The organism is Algoriphagus machipongonensis (genome assembly GCF_000166275.1).
GTDB lineage: Bacteria > Bacteroidota > Bacteroidia > Cytophagales > Cyclobacteriaceae > Algoriphagus > Algoriphagus machipongonensis.
The window spans coordinates 2358735-2376016 of record NZ_CM001023.1 but is presented as its reverse complement, the minus strand read 5'-3'; the positions used below and the strand labels follow the sequence as shown (position 1 = coordinate 2376016).

Sequence of the window (17282 nt, the reverse complement as noted above, 5' to 3'; positions counted from 1 at the left end):
AAACCTTGGTTATTCAGGAATCTGAAAACAATTTTCAATTTCTATCTAGCCAATACTAATAGACTAAAACAATAATAAATACTTATTTAAAATTAAACTTGATGAAAAATTTATCAAAAATCGCCCTATTCTCCCTGACTATACTGTTTACCTATGCCTGTTCAGAAAAAACAAGTAAAACAGAAAACGTTGCGGCAACAGAAACAATTGAAACTACTGCTGATAAAGTGACATTGGAGGATGATTTTCATTCAAAAGTGTTGGGTGGTTATTTAAACCTTAAAAATGCATTGGTAGAAACCAATGGACAAGAGGCCCAAGAGATCGCTCTAAATTTATCTTCAACTCTTTCAGCTAATCCTAATACAGAACTTGAAGTAATAAGAGTAGAGATCAAAAAAATCTCGGAAACCACTGACACAGAAGTGCAAAGAGACGCTTTTGATTTACTCTCTGCAGAAGTATTAGAAATGGTTAAGACTTCAAAGCTCACTTCTGGAAAACTTTATAAGCAATATTGTCCTATGGCAAAAAACAATCAGGGCGCATTTTGGTTAAGTACTTCGATGGAAATTAGAAATCCATATTTTGGAGACAAAATGTTAACCTGCGGTTCTGTAGAAGAGGAAATCTAATCAATCATCGGTTTAATAACTTAACGCGTAAGCCCAGAGATTTCTCTGGGCTTTTTTATTATAAAATGGTCCATCGGAATCCTAAAAATCCTCTTATCCCTTGATTTGGTGCAAAAACATAAGTTGGGTCAAAGGTTAAGGCCTGCGGATTATTTGGAGTTGGCTCAACTGAACCATCAGGGTTGAAGTCTACGCCTTTATCAAAAGGATCAAATGATCTGGCAATACTGTTTGCAGGCGGTGTAAAATTCAAGAGGTTTTTAACTCCACCATATATTTCCCAACGATCCCCTAGTTTTTTGGTCAATTGGATATTTTGGATACTCCACCAAGGAGAATACTCATCACGCTCATCCAGTTCTCCTAATAAAGGCAATCGCATTGGACTGTATACATTGCCTGTGTAATCCACTGTAAGGCCTAATACGTGAAAATCATATCCTACCGACCAAACACCAGAAAACCGTTCAGTCAAAAGCTGGCGAGATTTCACGCCCTCCTCTTCTATTGACACATCCATCAAAGTAGCTCCCGTGGTAACCGTCAAGCCATTTGCCCAAGCCAAATCAAGATTTACTGAAACCCCTTTCGACACAGCAGAACCATCTAAATTTGCATAGATGATTTGATTGGGATTCGTCTCATAGTCAGGAACAATCCTATTGGTAAAATAAGTATAAAACCCTGTGGCATCTATCCCAATAAATGTCCCTTTATCAGAGTATATTTTTTTCACAAAATTCAGATTAGTATTCCAGCTTTGCTCTGGTTGTAGTTCCTCTTCAAAGACCACTTCTCTAGCACCTGTCAGGGCAGCATGATCTTCTGTAAAAACATTTGCTACCCGAAAGCCATTCCCTACCGATACACGTAAAACAGTGCTTTTATCCTCAGAAGCCAATTTGTAATTCAACCTTGGAGAAAATATTGAACCATGAACTGAATTATAATCATATCTCAGTCCCAGTAACAAACTTTGATTTCTTTGAAACTTTATTTCATCTTGAAGAAATAAACCAGGCAAATGCACCTTGGAAGGCTGATTAAGTTTCCCATCTGCAGAAGAGGTTACAGGTGTATTGTCATCATAAAACGTGTATCGATAAGCTAAGCCAGTAAGAAATTGATGATTCTGGCTAGATTTTGACCAGGTGAGTTGAGCAAAACCAATCCTTTGATTGGCTTCATAAATTGTAGTCCCGTAAACAGAATTTTGGTGATGACCATTTGCAGAAAACATCAAGTTTAGGGACTCGTTGGTTGGCAACTGGTACGTACCAAATGTTTCCCATCTACTGGTAAATATGCTTTCACCATAAACTTCGTCTCCTCCACGAAAACTTTTATCCCAGTTCATCTCACCTCCCCAACGATCCTCATAAACATACCTACCCGCAATATTGAATACTCTATTTTGAGGCCTTTTTAAATTGAATTTTTGGAAGACCGAAAATCTTTTAGATAAAGTTAAGTCCGTAAACCCATCAGAATTATTGTCAATTGGGTTATCGTAATAAAACACATTTACTCCTGACAAAGATTGGAGCTTTGAGCCCAAATTGCTCTTAAAGCCAATATCAGTATTAACCTCTCCCCAACTGCTGGCAAAGGCATCGACCGCAACTTGTGGTGCAGTATCAGGGCTCTTGGTAATGACATTGATTAAACCACCTACTGCCTCTGAACCATATAGTGTGGAAGCAGGTCCTTTCACCACTTCCATACGATTGATCAATGACTGAGGTATTCCTGTCAAGCCGTAAACAGTCGCTAAACCTGAAACAATTGGCATCCCATCGATCAAAATCATGGTATAAGGTCCTTCCAATCCATTGATATGAATATCTCCTGTATTACAAACATTACAGTTGATCTGGGGACGAACTCCATTCACATTTTGAAGCGATTCAAAAACCGAAGGGGTGGGATTGGCTCTGAAAAAATTTGCAGAATAAACCTCTACAGGAACAGGAGAATCTAACTTAGAAACTTCCTGCATAGTACCACTTACTACCACTTCATCCAAGCCTGAATCCATAGATTCTAGTTCGAAACTTAGATTTCTTGCTTGATCTGAAGGGACTTTTAAAGTCTTGTTTAGCGTCTTATAACCCATACTGGAAACCTGAAGACTTATCTCCCCTGACTTAGAAAGGGCAATTTTAAAGTAACCTTCCTGATCTGTCACCGCACCTAAACTTGTCCCTTTCACAAGAACATTTGCAAATTCTAGTGCTTTGTTTTCTGACATAACTCTCCCTTCCACCAAAAATTCTTGAGCGAAAACTCCTGTAATCCCTCCACAAACTATTGCTAATGCTAGTAGTAATCTCTTCATATCAGTCTTCTCACAATTTAATTAGATATTGCAAAAGTAATTTGTTAGATTGATCTAACAAAATTGTTATCCATATTTTTTTTAGATATTTGAGTACAAATTGAAAATTGTATGGCTTCTCAAACAGAAGAAAACTATCTCAAGGCCTTATTTAACTTAGCGAATGAGGAAAATGAGGTGAACATTTCGGAATTAGCAGGACAAATGCAGGTAAGTATGCCTACGGTGAATAGTATGGTAAAAAACATGCAAAAAAACGGTTGGGTGATTTATGAAAAATACAGACCGGTAACTCTGACAAAAGATGGACAAAAAGCAGCTGCACTAATTATCCGAAAACATAGGCTAACAGAAATGTTTTTGGTCAATAAAATGGGATTTGGCTGGGAAGAAGTTCATGAAATTGCAGAGCAAGTGGAACATATTCACGCTGGTAAATTTTTTGAAAGAATGGATGAAATGCTAGGCTTTCCTACCGTAGATCCACATGGCTCTCCTATTCCTGATAAAAACGGCCGGGTTCAGGAAGTGAATTATGTCAGCCTTTCTTCTTGCAAATCTGGTCAAACAGTGACTTTAGCAGGACTCACTAATTCCTCAACCGAATTTTTAGAATTCTTAAATAGCAGGGAATTGAGTTTGGGAAAAGAGCTTTCCATTCGTTCTGTCGAACCTTATGATCAAAGTATGGTAGTAAATTACGAAAACCATTCCTCTGAAACACTCAGCGAAAAAGTTTGTAATCGACTTTTGGTCCGTGTTATTGAATAGAAAGATCATGTTAGCTTAATACTTCCAACTTCTATTGGCTTTCTTTTCAGCTTTGTTCTTTTTGGATTTTAGACGTTTTTCTATGGCTCCCTTACCTGGTTTAGTGGCTTTGCGAGTCTTTTTCTTTTTTAATCCTTTCTGGATCAACTCATAAAACTTTTGGATAGCAATCTCCTTATTCTGGAATTGAGAACGCTTCTCTTGTGCTTGAACCTGAAGTAATCCTGCTTCGGTTATTTTGGACTTTAGCTTTTCTTTTAACCTAATTTTTTCCTCCTCTGTCAATGCTAATGATGCTTCCAGATCGAAATTAATCAAGACCTTGGTCTCCACTTTATTGACATGCTGACCACCTGCCCCACCACTCCTAGCCGTCTGGAAATTTAATTCCTTTAAAAAATCACCTTCATCCATTCTTTTCCTTAAGGATTTCATCTCACTATTCGTATTCAAATTCTATAATCAATTGAAAAGGTAAGATACCTGCTTTCGTTTAAATTAGATTACGACCAACTATCTAATCATTTGGTGTACCATTGCCTTTTCAATATTTATTACTGGAAAATTATTAATTTGATTTTCAATAAAATAAACTCTCCCTATTCAATAACCCAAAATACCATGAAAAACAGAAGAGAATTTTTGATAAAGTCAGCTCTAGGAGCAGCAGGATTTATGGCTGCCCCAGCATGGCTGCATGGAGCGCCTAATATTCTCAAAAATTACAATAAGCCAAACTCTTTGATAAATGGAGTCCAGGTTGGATGCATTACTTACTCCTTTCGGTCCATGCCAGATCAAAGTGCAGAAGCAACACTGAAATATGTAACTGAATCCGGTCTTAGCGCAATTGAACTCATGGGAGATCCAGCAGAGAGTTTCGCTGGCATGCCATCTTCTCCAGTGGATAGGATGAGAATGTTTCAACTTATGCGTAAAGGTCGAGATGGAGGTGAATTGACCGAGGATGAAAAGAAAGAAATGGCAGAAATGAGATCTGCTTCAGAGGCTTACGGAAAAGAAGTTGCTGAGTGGAGAGCTAATGTGGATATGAAAAAATTTGAAGATTTCCGCAAAATGTACAAAGCTGCTGGGGTCAGTATCTATGCATTTAAACCCAGTGCCTTTGGAAAGAATAATTCAGATGCTGAAATCTCCTATGGCATGCGAGCTGCCAAAGCTCTTGGTGCATCTCATGTAACACTTGAACACCCCTCAGATGATGCTCATACATTGAGGCTTGGTAAACTTGGAGAGAAGAATGGAATGTCAGTGGGCTATCACGGTCATGAGCAAGAAACTTTTACTTTTTGGGACACTGCGCTTTCGCAAAGCCCAAAGAATGGACTTAACCTAGATGCCGGACACTATATTGCTGCAGGTAATACGGATTTAATTCCTTTGATAGAAAAACAACATAAGCGCATTTTAAGCATGCATACTAAAGATCGTCAAACTCCGGCCAACGGAAAGGGGAATTTAGAATGGGGAAAAGGAGATACTCCAATCCCAGAAATGCTCCAATTGATGAAAAAAAATAAATATAAGTTTCCTGCCACGATAGAACTTGAATATCAGGTTCCAGAAGGATCAGATCCAGTGAAAGAGGTTCAGAAATGTGTTGATTTCTGTGAAAAAGCTCTCTCTTAAAGCAAAAAGTAGATTTTATCAAAAGCTCGTTTTTTTATAAAGCGAGCTTTTTTGCTTTAAACCAAAAAAGCCACAGTTCTCACTGCGGCTCTTAAATTTGGCTGTGTTTGGTATATTATTTTGCAAACATAGTAAACATCCACATTCTTTTCTCAAGATCGCCCACAAAAGCTGTCAGCATATCTTCAGTTGCAATGTCTCCAGCTTCGCCAGCCTCTTCGGCTACTTTTCTGTGAGACTGTGCTAGAATGCCAAGTCCATCAATGACATGTTTGACACATTCATCTCCATTACTTACATCGGTAATTTCTTTATGAATACTATTCTTAAGGTAATCTGAATAGGCATGTAAAGGCTTGAATCCAATAGTTACGACTCTCTCAGCCAGATCATCTATATTTTCATAAAGTTGCGTGTATAGTTCTTCAAACTTGATATGAAGATCAAAGAAATTTTCACCTTTTACATTCCAGTGAAATCCTCTTACATTTTGATAAAAAATATGATAATCAGACAATAGATCATTCATATTTCCAGCTAAACTCTTCATAGCCTTGTCATCTAGTTTCAAATGATTTGCAAGTGTTGCTTTATTAGTTGACATATTATCTGTGGTTTTAATGTTAGTTATGTTATCCATGCCAAGTATAATGCAATCTCAAAGCCAATAAACCTCATTCAAAATCATCCTTCCCCTAATAAGGTAAAATCATTAGATACTATTGGATTTTAACTACTGAAACAAAGAATCATTGGAGAACAAAAATCATTGGTAAAAACACCTTAAAAATCGCATGAAATAGATTCCCCATCCTGTTGAATGCCTTGCACAAAAAAAGGGCTTCCAGTTTACTGAAAGCCCTTTTTTTTATGATTCTGTATTGAATTATAAATCGTATTGTTTCATTTTGTTGAACAGAGTTTTTCTATCGATCCCCAATTGTTTCGCAGCTTTGGTTCGGTTATACTTAACCTCTTCAAGTACTTTTCTCAGTACTTCTGCCTCTGCTTCTGCAGCTGCATCTTTTAAGTTAGTTGGAGATTTGCTCGCTTGAGCACCATTGGCTTGAGCGTCGGATGTATTACTTGAAGTTGAGTCGGTGAAATTAAATTTCCTCGCATACACCACCTCAGGAGGTAATGCAGAAACAGTCATTTTTTCTCCGTCTGTCAATAAGGTAGCCCTTCTGATGACATTGCGCATTTCACGAAGGTTTCCAGGCCATACATATTCTTGGAAGACTTCTTTTACTTCCTCATCAAAGCCTTCTACATCTTTATTTAACTCCTCATTTGATAATTCTAGAAAATGCAAAGCAAAAGCCTCAATATCATCCTTTCTTTCTCTCAATGGAGGAACGGTAATACTGAATTCATTGAATCTGAAATAAAGATCTTCACGGAATTTATTTTCCTGAACAGCTTTCCTCAAATCCTCATTAGAGGCCACAATAATTCTTACATCAATAGATTTATCTTTGGTACCTCCTATTCTTCTTAGTTTTCTTTCTTGCACTAATCTTAATAATCCTACTTGCACTTCATAAGACAAGTTTGAAATCTCATCAAGGAATATGGTTCCTCCGTCAGCAATTTCAAATTGCCCTGGTTTCTCTGTATGGGCTCCGGTAAAAGATCCTTTCTCATGGCCCCACAATTCACTTCCTGCCAGTTCCTTTGTCAATGCTCCACAGTCTACTGCAATAAATGGCTTCCCTGCTCTTTCACTTTGATCATGAATTAACCTGGCAATATTCTCTTTTCCTGCTCCGCTTTCTCCATAAATCACTACACTTAGGTTGGTTGGAGCAACCAATTTCACCTCTTTATAAAGTTTTTTGGATTCTTTACCTGTACCCTTCAAAAACTTAGAATCAGCCTCTGCTTTTGATGTCTTTTTCTTGGCTTTTGAATCGGCTTTTTCAAAAGTCACGGATTTGACTTTTTCTTCTTCTTTTAAAGCTAAAGCACGCTCAATCAAACTGATGATTTCATCTGGAATCAGCGGTTTAGTGATATAATCAAAAGCACCTTTTTTGATTACTTCCACGGCAATTTTCACATCTGCATAACCGGTGATGATTGCGACTTTTGTTCCAGGTGATATTATACGGACTTTAGCCAGTACATCTCGACCTTCCATGTCTCGAAGTTTAAAGTCACAGAAAATGAGATCGTAATAGGTTTCCTTAACCATCTCCAGTCCATTTTTACCAGAGATAGTGGTATCTACTTCGTAGCCTTTTTTAGTTAAAAACCGCTCTAGAAGTTGGCAAATATCAATGTTGTCATCGATTACTAGAATCTTAGCCATGTGAAATAGTATTAATTGTTCTTAGTTATTTTTTTTTGAATTACTTGCTCCAATTTGGCAAGATTAAATGGTTTGCTTAAAAAATACATCGCTCCAGAATCGAAAGCTTCATCTCTTGCCTCCTGATGGTCAAATGCACTCATCATAATGACTTGAAGCCAATCAAATTCAGAGGACCATTTTTTCAATTCTTTGATACCATTTCCATCGGGTAAATTGACATCCAAAAAGATAAGGTTGGGATGCTTTTGATCTACCAATTTGCGTCCTTCACTTAGTGTCCCGGCCGAAATTACCTCATATCCTTTTCTTGCAAGAAATCGAGTTAAAAGTGCTCTTATTTCTAATTCATCATCCACTACAAGAATCACGTTATTCTTCATCACATTTCTACATTTTTTGGATTGGTGGCAGAGTACTTCACTCAATTTTTATTTTGGTACTATTATTTTACTTTGAATAATAAGGGTATATAAAAAGGTGCAATCAGGAATTGCACCTTTTTTTCATATTTCTAAACCTTATTACACTTTTTCTTTAACAGCCTCTTTCGCTGAATTTGCTGATTCTTTGGCAGAATTCAAGGCTGTCTTGGTAGCATTTAAACCTTCTTGGCTAGCTTCTACCAATTTATTTTTTAATTCGCCTGCAACCTGCTGAAGGTCTCCTAAAAGGCCGTTAATCTTTTCTTTTTGAGATGCGTATTGATCTTGATTTTTATACAAATAAGCCCCCACTAGTGCTCCAGTGACTAATCCGCTTACCCATAAAGTTTTGTTGATCGCTTTCATATATCTTAACTAATTTAAATTATAAAAATTTATTTTCTGTTTTATTCAATTCTTAAAGAACAAAAGCTGAATATTAAAACATCTTTTCCTCTTCCTTTGTTTCGACTTTTAGTGAAAAGTATTCTTTCTTTTGCTTCTCAGAACACTCTTTTAAGTCGTATCTGTATTTCAATTAAAGATTGATACAGAATACTTTATTCTATATCCCTCGTCCACTAATTAAACGGAATAGAACGGCAATTACAGCCAATACTAGTAGTACGTGAATAAGACCTGTAGCACTATAAGCAAATACTCCAATCAACCATCCGATTAGTAGAATCACTGCGATAAAATATAATAGAGAACTCATTGTTGTTGTGGTTTTAGTTAATGTTTTATTTGAGTCCTTTAGTTCAATGTGCATGCCTACATAATTAGAAATCGAAAAATGCAGCTTAAATTGGTCAAAAAAGCACCTTTTAATTGTTCCAACCCAGAAATTCACTTGGAAAACCGTAAGAAATGAGAAAGAAATTCCCCAAATCTGGCAATCCACAGCTTAACGACCAAAGCACCCCCTCCATGAAAAGGATAAAAATCTATGCGATCATCTCATTAATTTTAATAATGGTGGGAAGTGGGGTTTCTTATTGGACCTCGCAAAGAATTAGCTTTTACACTTCAGCTTTGATGGAAACACAAGATGTCCTTCAAAGAACAAGTGAGCTCTATGCTAGTATCTTGGAAAGAGAAACAAATATTAGAGGATTTGTAATCACCGGAGATGAAGACTTTTTGACAAATTATCAGCAGTCTTTAATAGATGCACAGATGCTGCTGGATAAATTAAATGACCTTACCTCAAAAAATGATACGCAACAAAAAAATCTAGAGGTTTTAGAAGAGTTAATCAAGGACAGGGTAAATACTTTTGAAAGTACGGTAAACTATTTCAATGAAAATGGAAGTTTGGAGGGGTTTGTTGATCAAAGCAGAGTATCCAATGCCTTAGTAGGGTATCGTTCTATTAAACAAACTGTCACGGCTATTAATGATGAAGAAAACCGTGTTTTTGTAGAGCGAAACCGCTCTCTCCTCAATAACATTAATGCCCTACCCTTTATAGTTGGCTTGATCTCTCTTTTTTCTATATCCGTAGGTTTGATTACGCTATTTTCCATTTTCCATTATAATAAAGCCCAAAAAATTGCCTCTAGAAGAATTCAGCTATATCAGGAAAAATTACAAGATCAACTTTATCTACTGGATGACTCTAATAAAGAATTGGAGCAGTTTGCATATGTAGCATCCCATGATTTACAGGAACCCCTGCGTAAGATTACTGCCTTTTCGGATTTATTTATGGAGCAATATGCCGACAAGCTAGATGGGGAAGGAGAACTGTACCTTAATAGAATAACTGTAGCCGCTAATAGAATGAGAAGGCTGATCACAGATTTATTGGAATACAGTAGAGCAGGAAGAGAAAACAATGAAGATTCAAAAGTCATCGATTTGGAAGAGGTTATGGAGACGGTTTTAGATGACCTGGAAATTGCCATTCTAGAAAAAAAGGCTACCATTTCAGTAGAACAGCTTCCTCAAGTATTAGGTAAGGAAACTGAATTCAGACAAATCTTTCAAAATTTAATCTCCAATTCCTTGAAATTTTCAAAGCAAGATGTCCCTCCTAAAATAGAGATATCCAGTAGAATTGCTACTCGCGAGGAAGTGTTAAAATTTCCAATTCTGGATTCAGAAACAGAGTTCCATCTAATAAGCTTCAAGGATAATGGAATAGGTTTTGACGAAGATTATTCGGAAAAAATCTTTGCCATTTTCCAAAGATTGCATGGCAGAGAAGCATTTGAAGGAACAGGGATTGGCCTATCGATTTCTAGAAAAATCCTGGAAAAATATAATGGGACAATCTATGCCACCAGTGTTAAAGGAGAAGGTTCAACCTTTTCGTTTTTCTTACCGGTGGTCACATCTTGAAATAATATTGTAAATATCTAACGCTAAGAGACTAACTTGCAAATAGCTTTATTCACCAAAGCATGTAAATCACTTTTGGTGTACCCTTAAATAAGAATATGATACTCGTGAAAAAACCAATTAACATACTGGTTGCTGAGGATGATGATGATGACAAATTATTAATTATCAAGGCTTTCCAAAAAACACTTCCTAAAGAAAACGTTATCTGTGTGGAAGATGGAGAAGCATTACTGCATTATTTAAACCGAGTTGCACCTTATGATGCGATCGACCAATTCCCTATTCCTGATATTATCTTATTGGACTTAAACATGCCCAAGAAAGATGGTAGAGCGGCTTTGGCAGAAATAAAGAGCCATGATGACTTTAAAAAAATCCCTGTAATCATCTTTACTACATCTAACCTTAAAGATGATATCGAAGTAACCTACAAAATGGGTTCAAATAGCTTTATCACCAAACCAGGATCATTTGAAGGCTTGGTTAAAGTCGCAAAAGAAATTGAAAATTATTGGTCCAACACAGTAAAATTGCCTGCCTAAAACAACTATTATGAGTACAGATACCATTCGAATTTTATATGTAGATGATGATCCGGATGATTTATTACTTTTCTCAACAATTCTAAAGAAAAATAAGGGTACAAATTACCAAATCGAATCGGCCTCAACCTATGAGGAGGCACTTGAAAAAGCCAATGAGGTTTTCGATGTATTTTTAGTGGATTATAAGTTAGGTAAAGAGACTGGGTTAGAACTAATCCAAGAAATAAAGGCTAAGCAAAAACATGTACCAGTGATCATGCTTACAGGCATGAATACAGGCACAATAGACCAGGAGGCTCTACAAGTTGGTGCTTCTGATTACCTGATAAAGGGAGAGTTTGATGCAAGAACCTTAGACAGAACCCTTAGGTATGCTATAAGAGATTCCCAATTAATGGAATCCCTAGATAAAGCTGCAGTCAAATTCCGATCAATATTTGAAAGAGCTGGTGATCCCTTCCTCCTGATGGATAGCTCAAGTAAGATTTTGGAAGCGAATCCTATTTTCATCAATAAATTTGGGATGGAACCTCATTCTGAGGACTCTGGAAAAGGTTATTACTTTACTGATTTGTTCCGATATGAAGATCCCAAATTGATGTTGATGGAGGTCTTGGGAAAAAAATCAGAAGTCTATGATTTAGAAGCGGAACTCAAGATTAACAGTGAGAACTCCATAAATGCCTTGATCAGCATTGTCAAACAAGACACCAATTTATTTCAAGTACTGATCAAGGATTTGACAGCGATGAAAGCTAAGGAGGAAGAGGAACTAAACTTAAAAAAGTTTTCATCAACAGGTAGAATCGCAAGGCTATTAGCTCATGAAGTCAAAAATCCTTTGACAACCATAGTCCTATCAGCAGATCAACTCAAAATGGAGCTTCCTGAGGAAGTATTGGAAGAAAGTGGAGATTTGATAGAGGTAATACAAAGAAATTGCAATAGGATTAACCAATTGGTTACTCAGCTTCTGGAAAGTACCCGATTTAGTGAACTTGACATCTCCAATCAATCTATCAATGAATTGCTTGACCAGGCTTTAGAACAAGTGAAAGATAGGATTGAGATTAAGGGCTTCGAAATCATCAAGGATTATCAGGATGAGCTTTGTGATATTGATGTGGATTCTGAAAAAGTAAAGATCGCATTGATCAATCTTCTAGTAAATGCTGTGGAAGCAATGCCAGAAAGAGGTGGGAAACTAACTTTGAAAACCTACATTAAAAACAAACAGTGCCGTGTTGAAATAAAAGACAATGGAGTAGGTATTCCTAAAGAAAATCTGGAAAGACTTTTTGAACCGTTTTTCACTAGTAAAGATTCAGGATCGGGACTAGGCTTAACCAATACTCAAAACATTATATTAAGTCATGGAGGGTCCATCCGTGTAAAAAGTGAAGTTGGAAAAGGAACAGCTTTTCTGATAAGTTTTAACCTGAGTTCTTCCTAAGTTCTCACTTTTGGTATGGCAGATTTCAAAGCAAGTTTAGAAAATTTTGATTTTAATCATTGGAGCTATCATGTTCCAGTACCCGATGCCATTTCTGAAGAGTTTTTAACAGAGAATAACAGAAGAGTTATGGTCACAGTAAATCATCAGGGACCATGGCATATGGCCTTGATGAAAGGTAAAAACTATTGGTATTTATTAATCAATAAAGAATTAAGAAACGAGCTAAACCTTGAAAAAGGAGATGTGCTTTCCATTCATTTAGAAAGAGATTATAGTGAGTTTGGCCATGATTTACCGGAGGAATTTCAGGTTTTGCTTGACCAAGATGAGGAAGGAAATAAGTTTTTCAGGTCTCTTACTCCCGGTAAACAAAGAAGTTTGGTTTATATCGTTACCAAAGTAAAAAACCCAGAAAGCCGAATGAAGAAATCATTGGCAATTATGCATCATCTCAAATTGGCTAAAGGCAAGCTGGACTTTAAGCAGCTTAATGAGTTGATTAAATACTACAACAATCTTTAAAAACTAAGTAACGCTTTTTAGGGATGATTCGTCTGGGGGAAAAACCCACGAATGAAACACGTATTATCCTCATTATTTATTATTAGCTTATTTTTCTCAATCTCTTCCTGTCAAGACAAAGATGATCAGGAGGCAGATTTTAGAAAAATCAGAGAAATTGCCTTCAAGCATTTAAATGCTTCGGAACAAGAAACTATTGTCGGTGACTGGAGGGATGCATTTGTAAGAATAAATGCTTCTGGTAACTATGAAGTATATTTTAGCACCACTCAAGATATGGTTTTGGGGCCGATAGTCTTAGAAATAGATTCAGAAACGAAGAAAGTCATCAAAGTTTACCCTAGAAAATAAAAAAGAGGGCTTCCCTGCCCTCTTTCCCCTATTTCTTTTTGATTTCGTATTTTTTTTGAAGTGCTATTTTATTTGCAGATTTTCTAGGCCTGCTAGCTCCAAATGTCCCCCTATTAACTTTTCCTTTCTTAGTTTTCATATCTCCTTTTCCCATAGTTATTTGGTTTGATTCGATCTTAAATTAAAAAACTCAAAAAACAATGTCAAGGGACTTCTGATCAGGAAAATTTAAACAAAGACGAGAATTTGCTTGCCTCTTTTGTTATGAATTTCCATCTTTCTTAAGAGATGAATAAAGCACCTGAAATAAATTGTGATCTTGGCGAAGGCATAAGTCATGAAGCAGATATTTTCCCTTGGATAGATGCGGCAAGTATTGCCTGTGGGGGCCACTTTGGAGATAAAAATACTATTTCTAAAAGTCTGGATCTTGCAATTCAGTTCAACACCAAGGTTGGTGCTCACCCCTCCTATCCAGATCCAGAAAATTTCGGGCGAAAATCCATTAAAATTGCCCCAACAGAACTACTTGATTCCTTACGAGAGCAAATAGATTTATTTGTAGAAATCGCCCAATTAAAAGGTCTTCCCATGGATCACATTAAACTTCATGGCGCACTGTATAATGATGCTGCAAAAAACCCAGGGCTAGCCGAATTATTATCAAACTTCTTAACTCTTAATTATCCGAACGTTCCAATTTTCACCTCTCCAAATTCAGAGTTAGAAAAATTCTCCCTTAAAAAACTTATTCCAATAAGAAAAGAGGTATTCGCTGACAGAGCCTATAACCCTGATTTTTCTTTGGTCTCGAGGAATGTCGAAGGAGCCCTGTTCACAGATATCGAGCAGATCAAAAACCACTTAACGCCTTTATTAGAAAAAGGATACATCAGTGCTATTAACGGATCGAAACTCCCCATTTCAGCTGACACCCTTTGTTTTCATGGAGACAACCCAGGATTGGTTCATTTCTTACCAGAAATTCGTAAAATTTGGTGGTAATGAAACCCAAACTTTTTCAAATCACACCAATTCTATCCGAAGTATCTTGGGATTTACCTATCTCAGACAAGCTTTTACAGCAGCAATTACAATTAAAGGAAGATTTACAAGAGGAGTTTAAAGCCAGGATTGTTGAAACAAGAATGGGATTTAAAACATTATCCATCCTTTGGAGTAAAAAGGTCGATACTAATTTTTTGGAGCATTGGCTATCAGCTAATCAATCTGATTATCATCAAATTAAATTGCCTACTAAAACTTGGCAAGTACCCGTATGCTATTCACCTTCATTAGGAAGAGATTTAGAAAGCCTTGCAAAAATTAAGGACCTAAAGATTTCTGAACTTATTGAGATTCACAGTTCTGTTAAATATAGAATACACTTTTACGGCTTTTTACCAGGCTTTATGTATTTAGAAGGCCTTTCAAAAATTTTACATCAAGCTAGGAAGTCAATGCCTGATGGCCAGGTCCCCGCCGGTTCCATAGCAATTGGAGGAAGCCAAACCGGTATTTACCCAAGCGAAAGCCCCGGCGGATGGCACTTGATAGGTCAAACCCCAATCGAATTATTTAATCCAGGTAAGACTCCACCAGTTTGGGCAAAACCGGGAGAACAAATTAAATTCTATTCAATTTCTTTAGATGAGTTTGATTCATTCAAACAAGAGTCTCCCCACCCAAAATGGATAGAATGATGAATCATTCACATATCACAATCCTCAAAACAGGTCCTGGCACAAGTATTCAGGATTTGGGAAGAATAGGATATGCAGAATTTGGAATTCCTATCTCTGGGGTAATGGATCAAAAATCGATGAATTGGGTCAACCATTTATTGAGAAACCATAAGAATGCTGCAGTAATGGAAATATGCCAACCAGGCCTACAGCTTTTATTTAATGAGCCTACCACCATATGCATTGCTGGCGCTTTGGCAGAAGTAAAAGTCAATTCCCGAAAAGTGAGGTCAGAAGGCCTGCTTAATATCAAAATCGGTGATATTTTGGAGGTAGGAAAGTTTGAGTTTGGAGCGATCATTTACCTCGGAATCAAGGAAGGCTTCCAATCAAAACTATTTCTTAACAGCAAAAGCTTTTATAAGGGTATATCAAAAATATCCATGCTGAAAAAGGGAGACCAAGTGAGTTACCTATCTTTTGATGATTTTTCATTTTCTTCGGCACATGTGAAATACCCCAGAAAATGGATGAAAGAAAATGAGATCATGGCATATCCTGGACCGGAATGGGCTTCTCTGGACAGAAGCTCCCAAAACCTCCTAGAAAAAACTCTTTTCACCTTGGCCAATTCCATTAACCGAATGGCATTTCAAGTGGAAGAATTATTAAACAATGAGCTTCCCGAAATGCATACAGCTCCTGTTTATCCCGGAACGATCCAACTTACATCTGGCGGAAAATTATTAATACTTATGAAAGATGCCCAGGTAACAGGAGGCTATCCAAGAGTATTACAATTAACTGAAGAATCAATCTCAATTCTAGCTCAAAAGAAGCCTAAAGATCAATTTCATTTTAAAATAAAAAGGCCTTGATTTCTCAAGGCCTCCATTAAAAAATTTCCCTTTAAATTATCTTCCTGGAACAGGGAGTTCTTGATGATTTTCCCAAAACCTATCCCATAGGTAGAACATTTCAAATTCAAACTTCTTTCTATTCAATTGAATACTCGCCCAGTCCACATCTCCGGAAGAATCATAGTCATCACTAGCTAATTTCCCTATGGATCCCATGCCGCCTAATTGTAGTAAAGAAGCAAAATCCCCCTCTTTATCTAAGCCATAATTTAGAGAAAGTGACTCGATCAATATATCAGCTTTTCCTCTGGCGTTAGTTCCTGTTGAAGCAGCCTCTCGAACTTTTTGAATGGCAGGCAACAACATAGCTATTGCTGCTGGATCCACACCATATCCAATTTCCAATTCGTCTAAGCTTTCAGCTATAGAAGCTGGTTCAGCTGTTCTAGAGTTTAATTGTAAAACAAATTCAGCCATACTTTCCAGTTCTGGTTTCTTTACTGGAGGAATACTGTCATCCCAAGGTCCGGTAGAAGGAGCAGCTTGGGGTCTATTGTTATCAAAAAGTAAGGCAAATGGATATTCCTTATCTCTAGACTCACCTTTAATATCACCGATTTTCATGAAAGCCGCCGCTGATGCATAAGGACCTGCAGCGATATCATACTCGATCTCATGTTCATCTCCAGCCAATGCAGCATGATTTCTTCTAGCATAATCACTAAACATAGTTGCTCTTTTCACCAAAGTTGAATCGAAAATCCCGATTGATTTAACAATCATTTTACCAATAAAATCCTCTTTAGTTCTAGATGTTTCCATGATTTCTTTTGCCTTTTCTGCTGGCAAGGTCATCATTATACCATCATATGAATATTCGGCAATTTCATAGTTAAACTTGGCGTTTCCTTCACCCTTACCTCCTGCAGAGGGCCCGATACGGGCATTTAGGTTATCATTTGAATCTGCATCTGCAGCCATTTGATCCATTGCAAATATGGAATCCTCATTTTGAGAATCACATGAACTATTAAAAATCATAGCTCCTAAACCGATAATAAAAAGATACTTTTTCATGATTTTAGAAAATTTATTTATAAAGTTTATTGAAGTGTTTTTCGCTTCCGACACTTCAAACATAAAACCTCTAAAATCAAAAATTTGCGCCTAATCGATGAACGTATGGTTTTGATTGATGAATTGTGCTTTTCAATTCATCAATCAAATAAACGGCTTTTAAGGCCTTTAGAGGCCTATTTTTTATATTCTAAGACTCCTATCAATTGGAAACGAACATCCATGAACTGAAAAGGGCATTCTATTAAGTAGCATTGGTTATGGATTATTTTTTTCAATAAATTCCAACTTGAATAAATATCAT

20 protein-coding genes are annotated in these 17282 nt (G+C 36.8%); 11 read left to right on the top strand and 9 right to left on the bottom strand.

Features of this window, described 5'->3' with window-relative positions; genetic code table 11:
- Positions 1 to 101 precede the first annotated feature (101 nt).
- The gene (locus ALPR1_RS10010) at positions 102 to 635 is read left to right on the top strand and encodes a DUF3347 domain-containing protein (RefSeq protein WP_008200384.1); all 534 of its coding nucleotides are present in this window, start codon (positions 102 to 104) and stop codon (positions 633 to 635) included.
- A 58-nt stretch (positions 636 to 693) separates the two neighbouring features.
- On the opposite strand, the gene ALPR1_RS10005 is transcribed toward ALPR1_RS10010, so the two are convergent.
- Complete coding sequence (locus ALPR1_RS10005) at positions 694 to 2973, bottom strand: TonB-dependent receptor (RefSeq protein ID WP_008200382.1); 2280 nt, start codon at positions 2971 to 2973, stop codon at positions 694 to 696.
- Between the two features lie 111 nt (positions 2974 to 3084).
- Between ALPR1_RS10005 and ALPR1_RS10000 the strand changes: the two genes are divergently transcribed.
- Positions 3085 to 3744: a metal-dependent transcriptional regulator gene (locus ALPR1_RS10000; RefSeq protein ID WP_008200380.1), complete on the top strand. Its 660-nt coding sequence runs from the start codon at positions 3085 to 3087 to the stop codon at positions 3742 to 3744.
- Positions 3745 to 3759: 15 nt separating this feature from the next.
- On the opposite strand, the gene arfB is transcribed toward ALPR1_RS10000, so the two are convergent.
- Positions 3760 to 4179, bottom strand: coding sequence for an alternative ribosome rescue aminoacyl-tRNA hydrolase ArfB (gene arfB, locus ALPR1_RS09995; RefSeq protein WP_040302725.1), 420 nt, complete (start codon positions 4177 to 4179; stop codon positions 3760 to 3762).
- Between the two features lie 186 nt (positions 4180 to 4365).
- On the opposite strand from arfB, the gene ALPR1_RS09990 reads away from it, so the two are divergent.
- Complete coding sequence (locus ALPR1_RS09990; protein WP_008200377.1) at positions 4366 to 5394, top strand: sugar phosphate isomerase/epimerase family protein; 1029 nt, start codon at positions 4366 to 4368, stop codon at positions 5392 to 5394.
- Between the two features lie 115 nt (positions 5395 to 5509).
- Here the strand turns inward: ALPR1_RS09990 and ALPR1_RS09985 are convergent, their stop codons facing one another.
- The 5 genes from ALPR1_RS09985 to ALPR1_RS09965 all read right to left on the bottom strand — a co-directional run bounded on the left by ALPR1_RS09985 (position 5510) and on the right by ALPR1_RS09965 (position 8851).
- Positions 5510 to 5998, bottom strand: a complete 489-nt coding sequence (locus ALPR1_RS09985) for a Dps family protein (RefSeq protein ID WP_008200376.1) — start codon at positions 5996 to 5998, stop codon at positions 5510 to 5512.
- Between the two features lie 282 nt (positions 5999 to 6280).
- Entirely contained in the window at positions 6281 to 7708 is a 1428-nt protein-coding gene (locus tag ALPR1_RS09980) for a sigma-54-dependent transcriptional regulator (RefSeq protein ID WP_008200375.1), read from the bottom strand.
- Between the two features lie 11 nt (positions 7709 to 7719).
- On the bottom strand, positions 7720 to 8091 hold the full coding sequence (locus ALPR1_RS09975) for a response regulator (protein ID WP_008200374.1): 372 nt from the start codon (positions 8089 to 8091) through the stop codon (positions 7720 to 7722).
- A gap of 141 nt (positions 8092 to 8232) precedes the next feature.
- Positions 8233 to 8499 carry a hypothetical protein gene (locus ALPR1_RS09970; protein ID WP_008200373.1) on the bottom strand — a complete coding sequence of 89 codons (267 nt, stop codon included), beginning with the start codon at positions 8497 to 8499 and terminating at the stop codon, positions 8233 to 8235.
- Positions 8500 to 8698: 199 nt separating this feature from the next.
- Positions 8699 to 8851 carry a lmo0937 family membrane protein gene (locus tag ALPR1_RS09965; protein ID WP_143185884.1) on the bottom strand — a complete coding sequence of 51 codons (153 nt, stop codon included), beginning with the start codon at positions 8849 to 8851 and terminating at the stop codon, positions 8699 to 8701.
- Positions 8852 to 9003: 152 nt separating this feature from the next.
- On the opposite strand from ALPR1_RS09965, the gene ALPR1_RS20315 reads away from it, so the two are divergent.
- The 5 genes from ALPR1_RS20315 (at position 9004) to ALPR1_RS09940 (ending at position 13356) form a co-directional block, all read left to right on the top strand.
- A complete protein-coding gene (locus tag ALPR1_RS20315) occupies positions 9004 to 10479 on the top strand; it encodes a sensor histidine kinase (protein ID WP_008200370.1) in 1476 nt (491 codons plus the stop codon).
- Positions 10480 to 10577: 98 nt separating this feature from the next.
- Positions 10578 to 11024, top strand: coding sequence for a response regulator (locus tag ALPR1_RS09955; RefSeq protein ID WP_008200368.1), 447 nt, complete (start codon positions 10578 to 10580; stop codon positions 11022 to 11024).
- A gap of 10 nt (positions 11025 to 11034) precedes the next feature.
- The gene (locus ALPR1_RS09950; RefSeq protein WP_008200366.1) at positions 11035 to 12480 is read left to right on the top strand and encodes a hybrid sensor histidine kinase/response regulator; all 1446 of its coding nucleotides are present in this window, start codon (positions 11035 to 11037) and stop codon (positions 12478 to 12480) included.
- Positions 12481 to 12495: 15 nt separating this feature from the next.
- On the top strand, positions 12496 to 13005 hold the full coding sequence (locus ALPR1_RS09945) for a YdeI/OmpD-associated family protein (RefSeq protein ID WP_008200365.1): 510 nt from the start codon (positions 12496 to 12498) through the stop codon (positions 13003 to 13005).
- 51 nt (positions 13006 to 13056) lie between these two features.
- The gene (locus ALPR1_RS09940) at positions 13057 to 13356 is read left to right on the top strand and encodes a hypothetical protein (protein WP_008200363.1); all 300 of its coding nucleotides are present in this window, start codon (positions 13057 to 13059) and stop codon (positions 13354 to 13356) included.
- Between the two features lie 28 nt (positions 13357 to 13384).
- On the opposite strand, the gene ALPR1_RS20535 is transcribed toward ALPR1_RS09940, so the two are convergent.
- Positions 13385 to 13510: a 30S ribosomal protein THX gene (locus ALPR1_RS20535; RefSeq protein ID WP_083796150.1), complete on the bottom strand. Its 126-nt coding sequence runs from the start codon at positions 13508 to 13510 to the stop codon at positions 13385 to 13387.
- Between the two features lie 134 nt (positions 13511 to 13644).
- Here ALPR1_RS20535 and ALPR1_RS09935 point away from each other — a divergent pair, with 134 nt between their 5' ends.
- The 3 genes from ALPR1_RS09935 to ALPR1_RS09925 are packed head-to-tail and all read left to right on the top strand — an operon-like array spanning position 13645 to position 15919.
- A complete protein-coding gene (locus ALPR1_RS09935; protein WP_008200361.1) occupies positions 13645 to 14361 on the top strand; it encodes a LamB/YcsF family protein in 717 nt (238 codons plus the stop codon).
- Complete coding sequence (pxpB, locus tag ALPR1_RS09930) at positions 14361 to 15059, top strand: 5-oxoprolinase subunit PxpB (RefSeq protein ID WP_008200359.1); 699 nt, start codon at positions 14361 to 14363, stop codon at positions 15057 to 15059. Before ALPR1_RS09935 ends, pxpB begins: the two co-directional genes overlap by 1 nt.
- Complete coding sequence (locus ALPR1_RS09925) at positions 15056 to 15919, top strand: 5-oxoprolinase subunit C family protein (RefSeq protein ID WP_008200357.1); 864 nt, start codon at positions 15056 to 15058, stop codon at positions 15917 to 15919. Before pxpB ends, ALPR1_RS09925 begins: the two co-directional genes overlap by 4 nt.
- Positions 15920 to 15955: 36 nt before the next feature.
- Here the strand turns inward: ALPR1_RS09925 and ALPR1_RS09920 are convergent, their stop codons facing one another.
- The gene (locus ALPR1_RS09920; RefSeq protein WP_153231793.1) at positions 15956 to 16978 is read right to left on the bottom strand and encodes a hypothetical protein; all 1023 of its coding nucleotides are present in this window, start codon (positions 16976 to 16978) and stop codon (positions 15956 to 15958) included.
- Between the last annotated feature and the right edge of the window lie 304 nt (positions 16979 to 17282).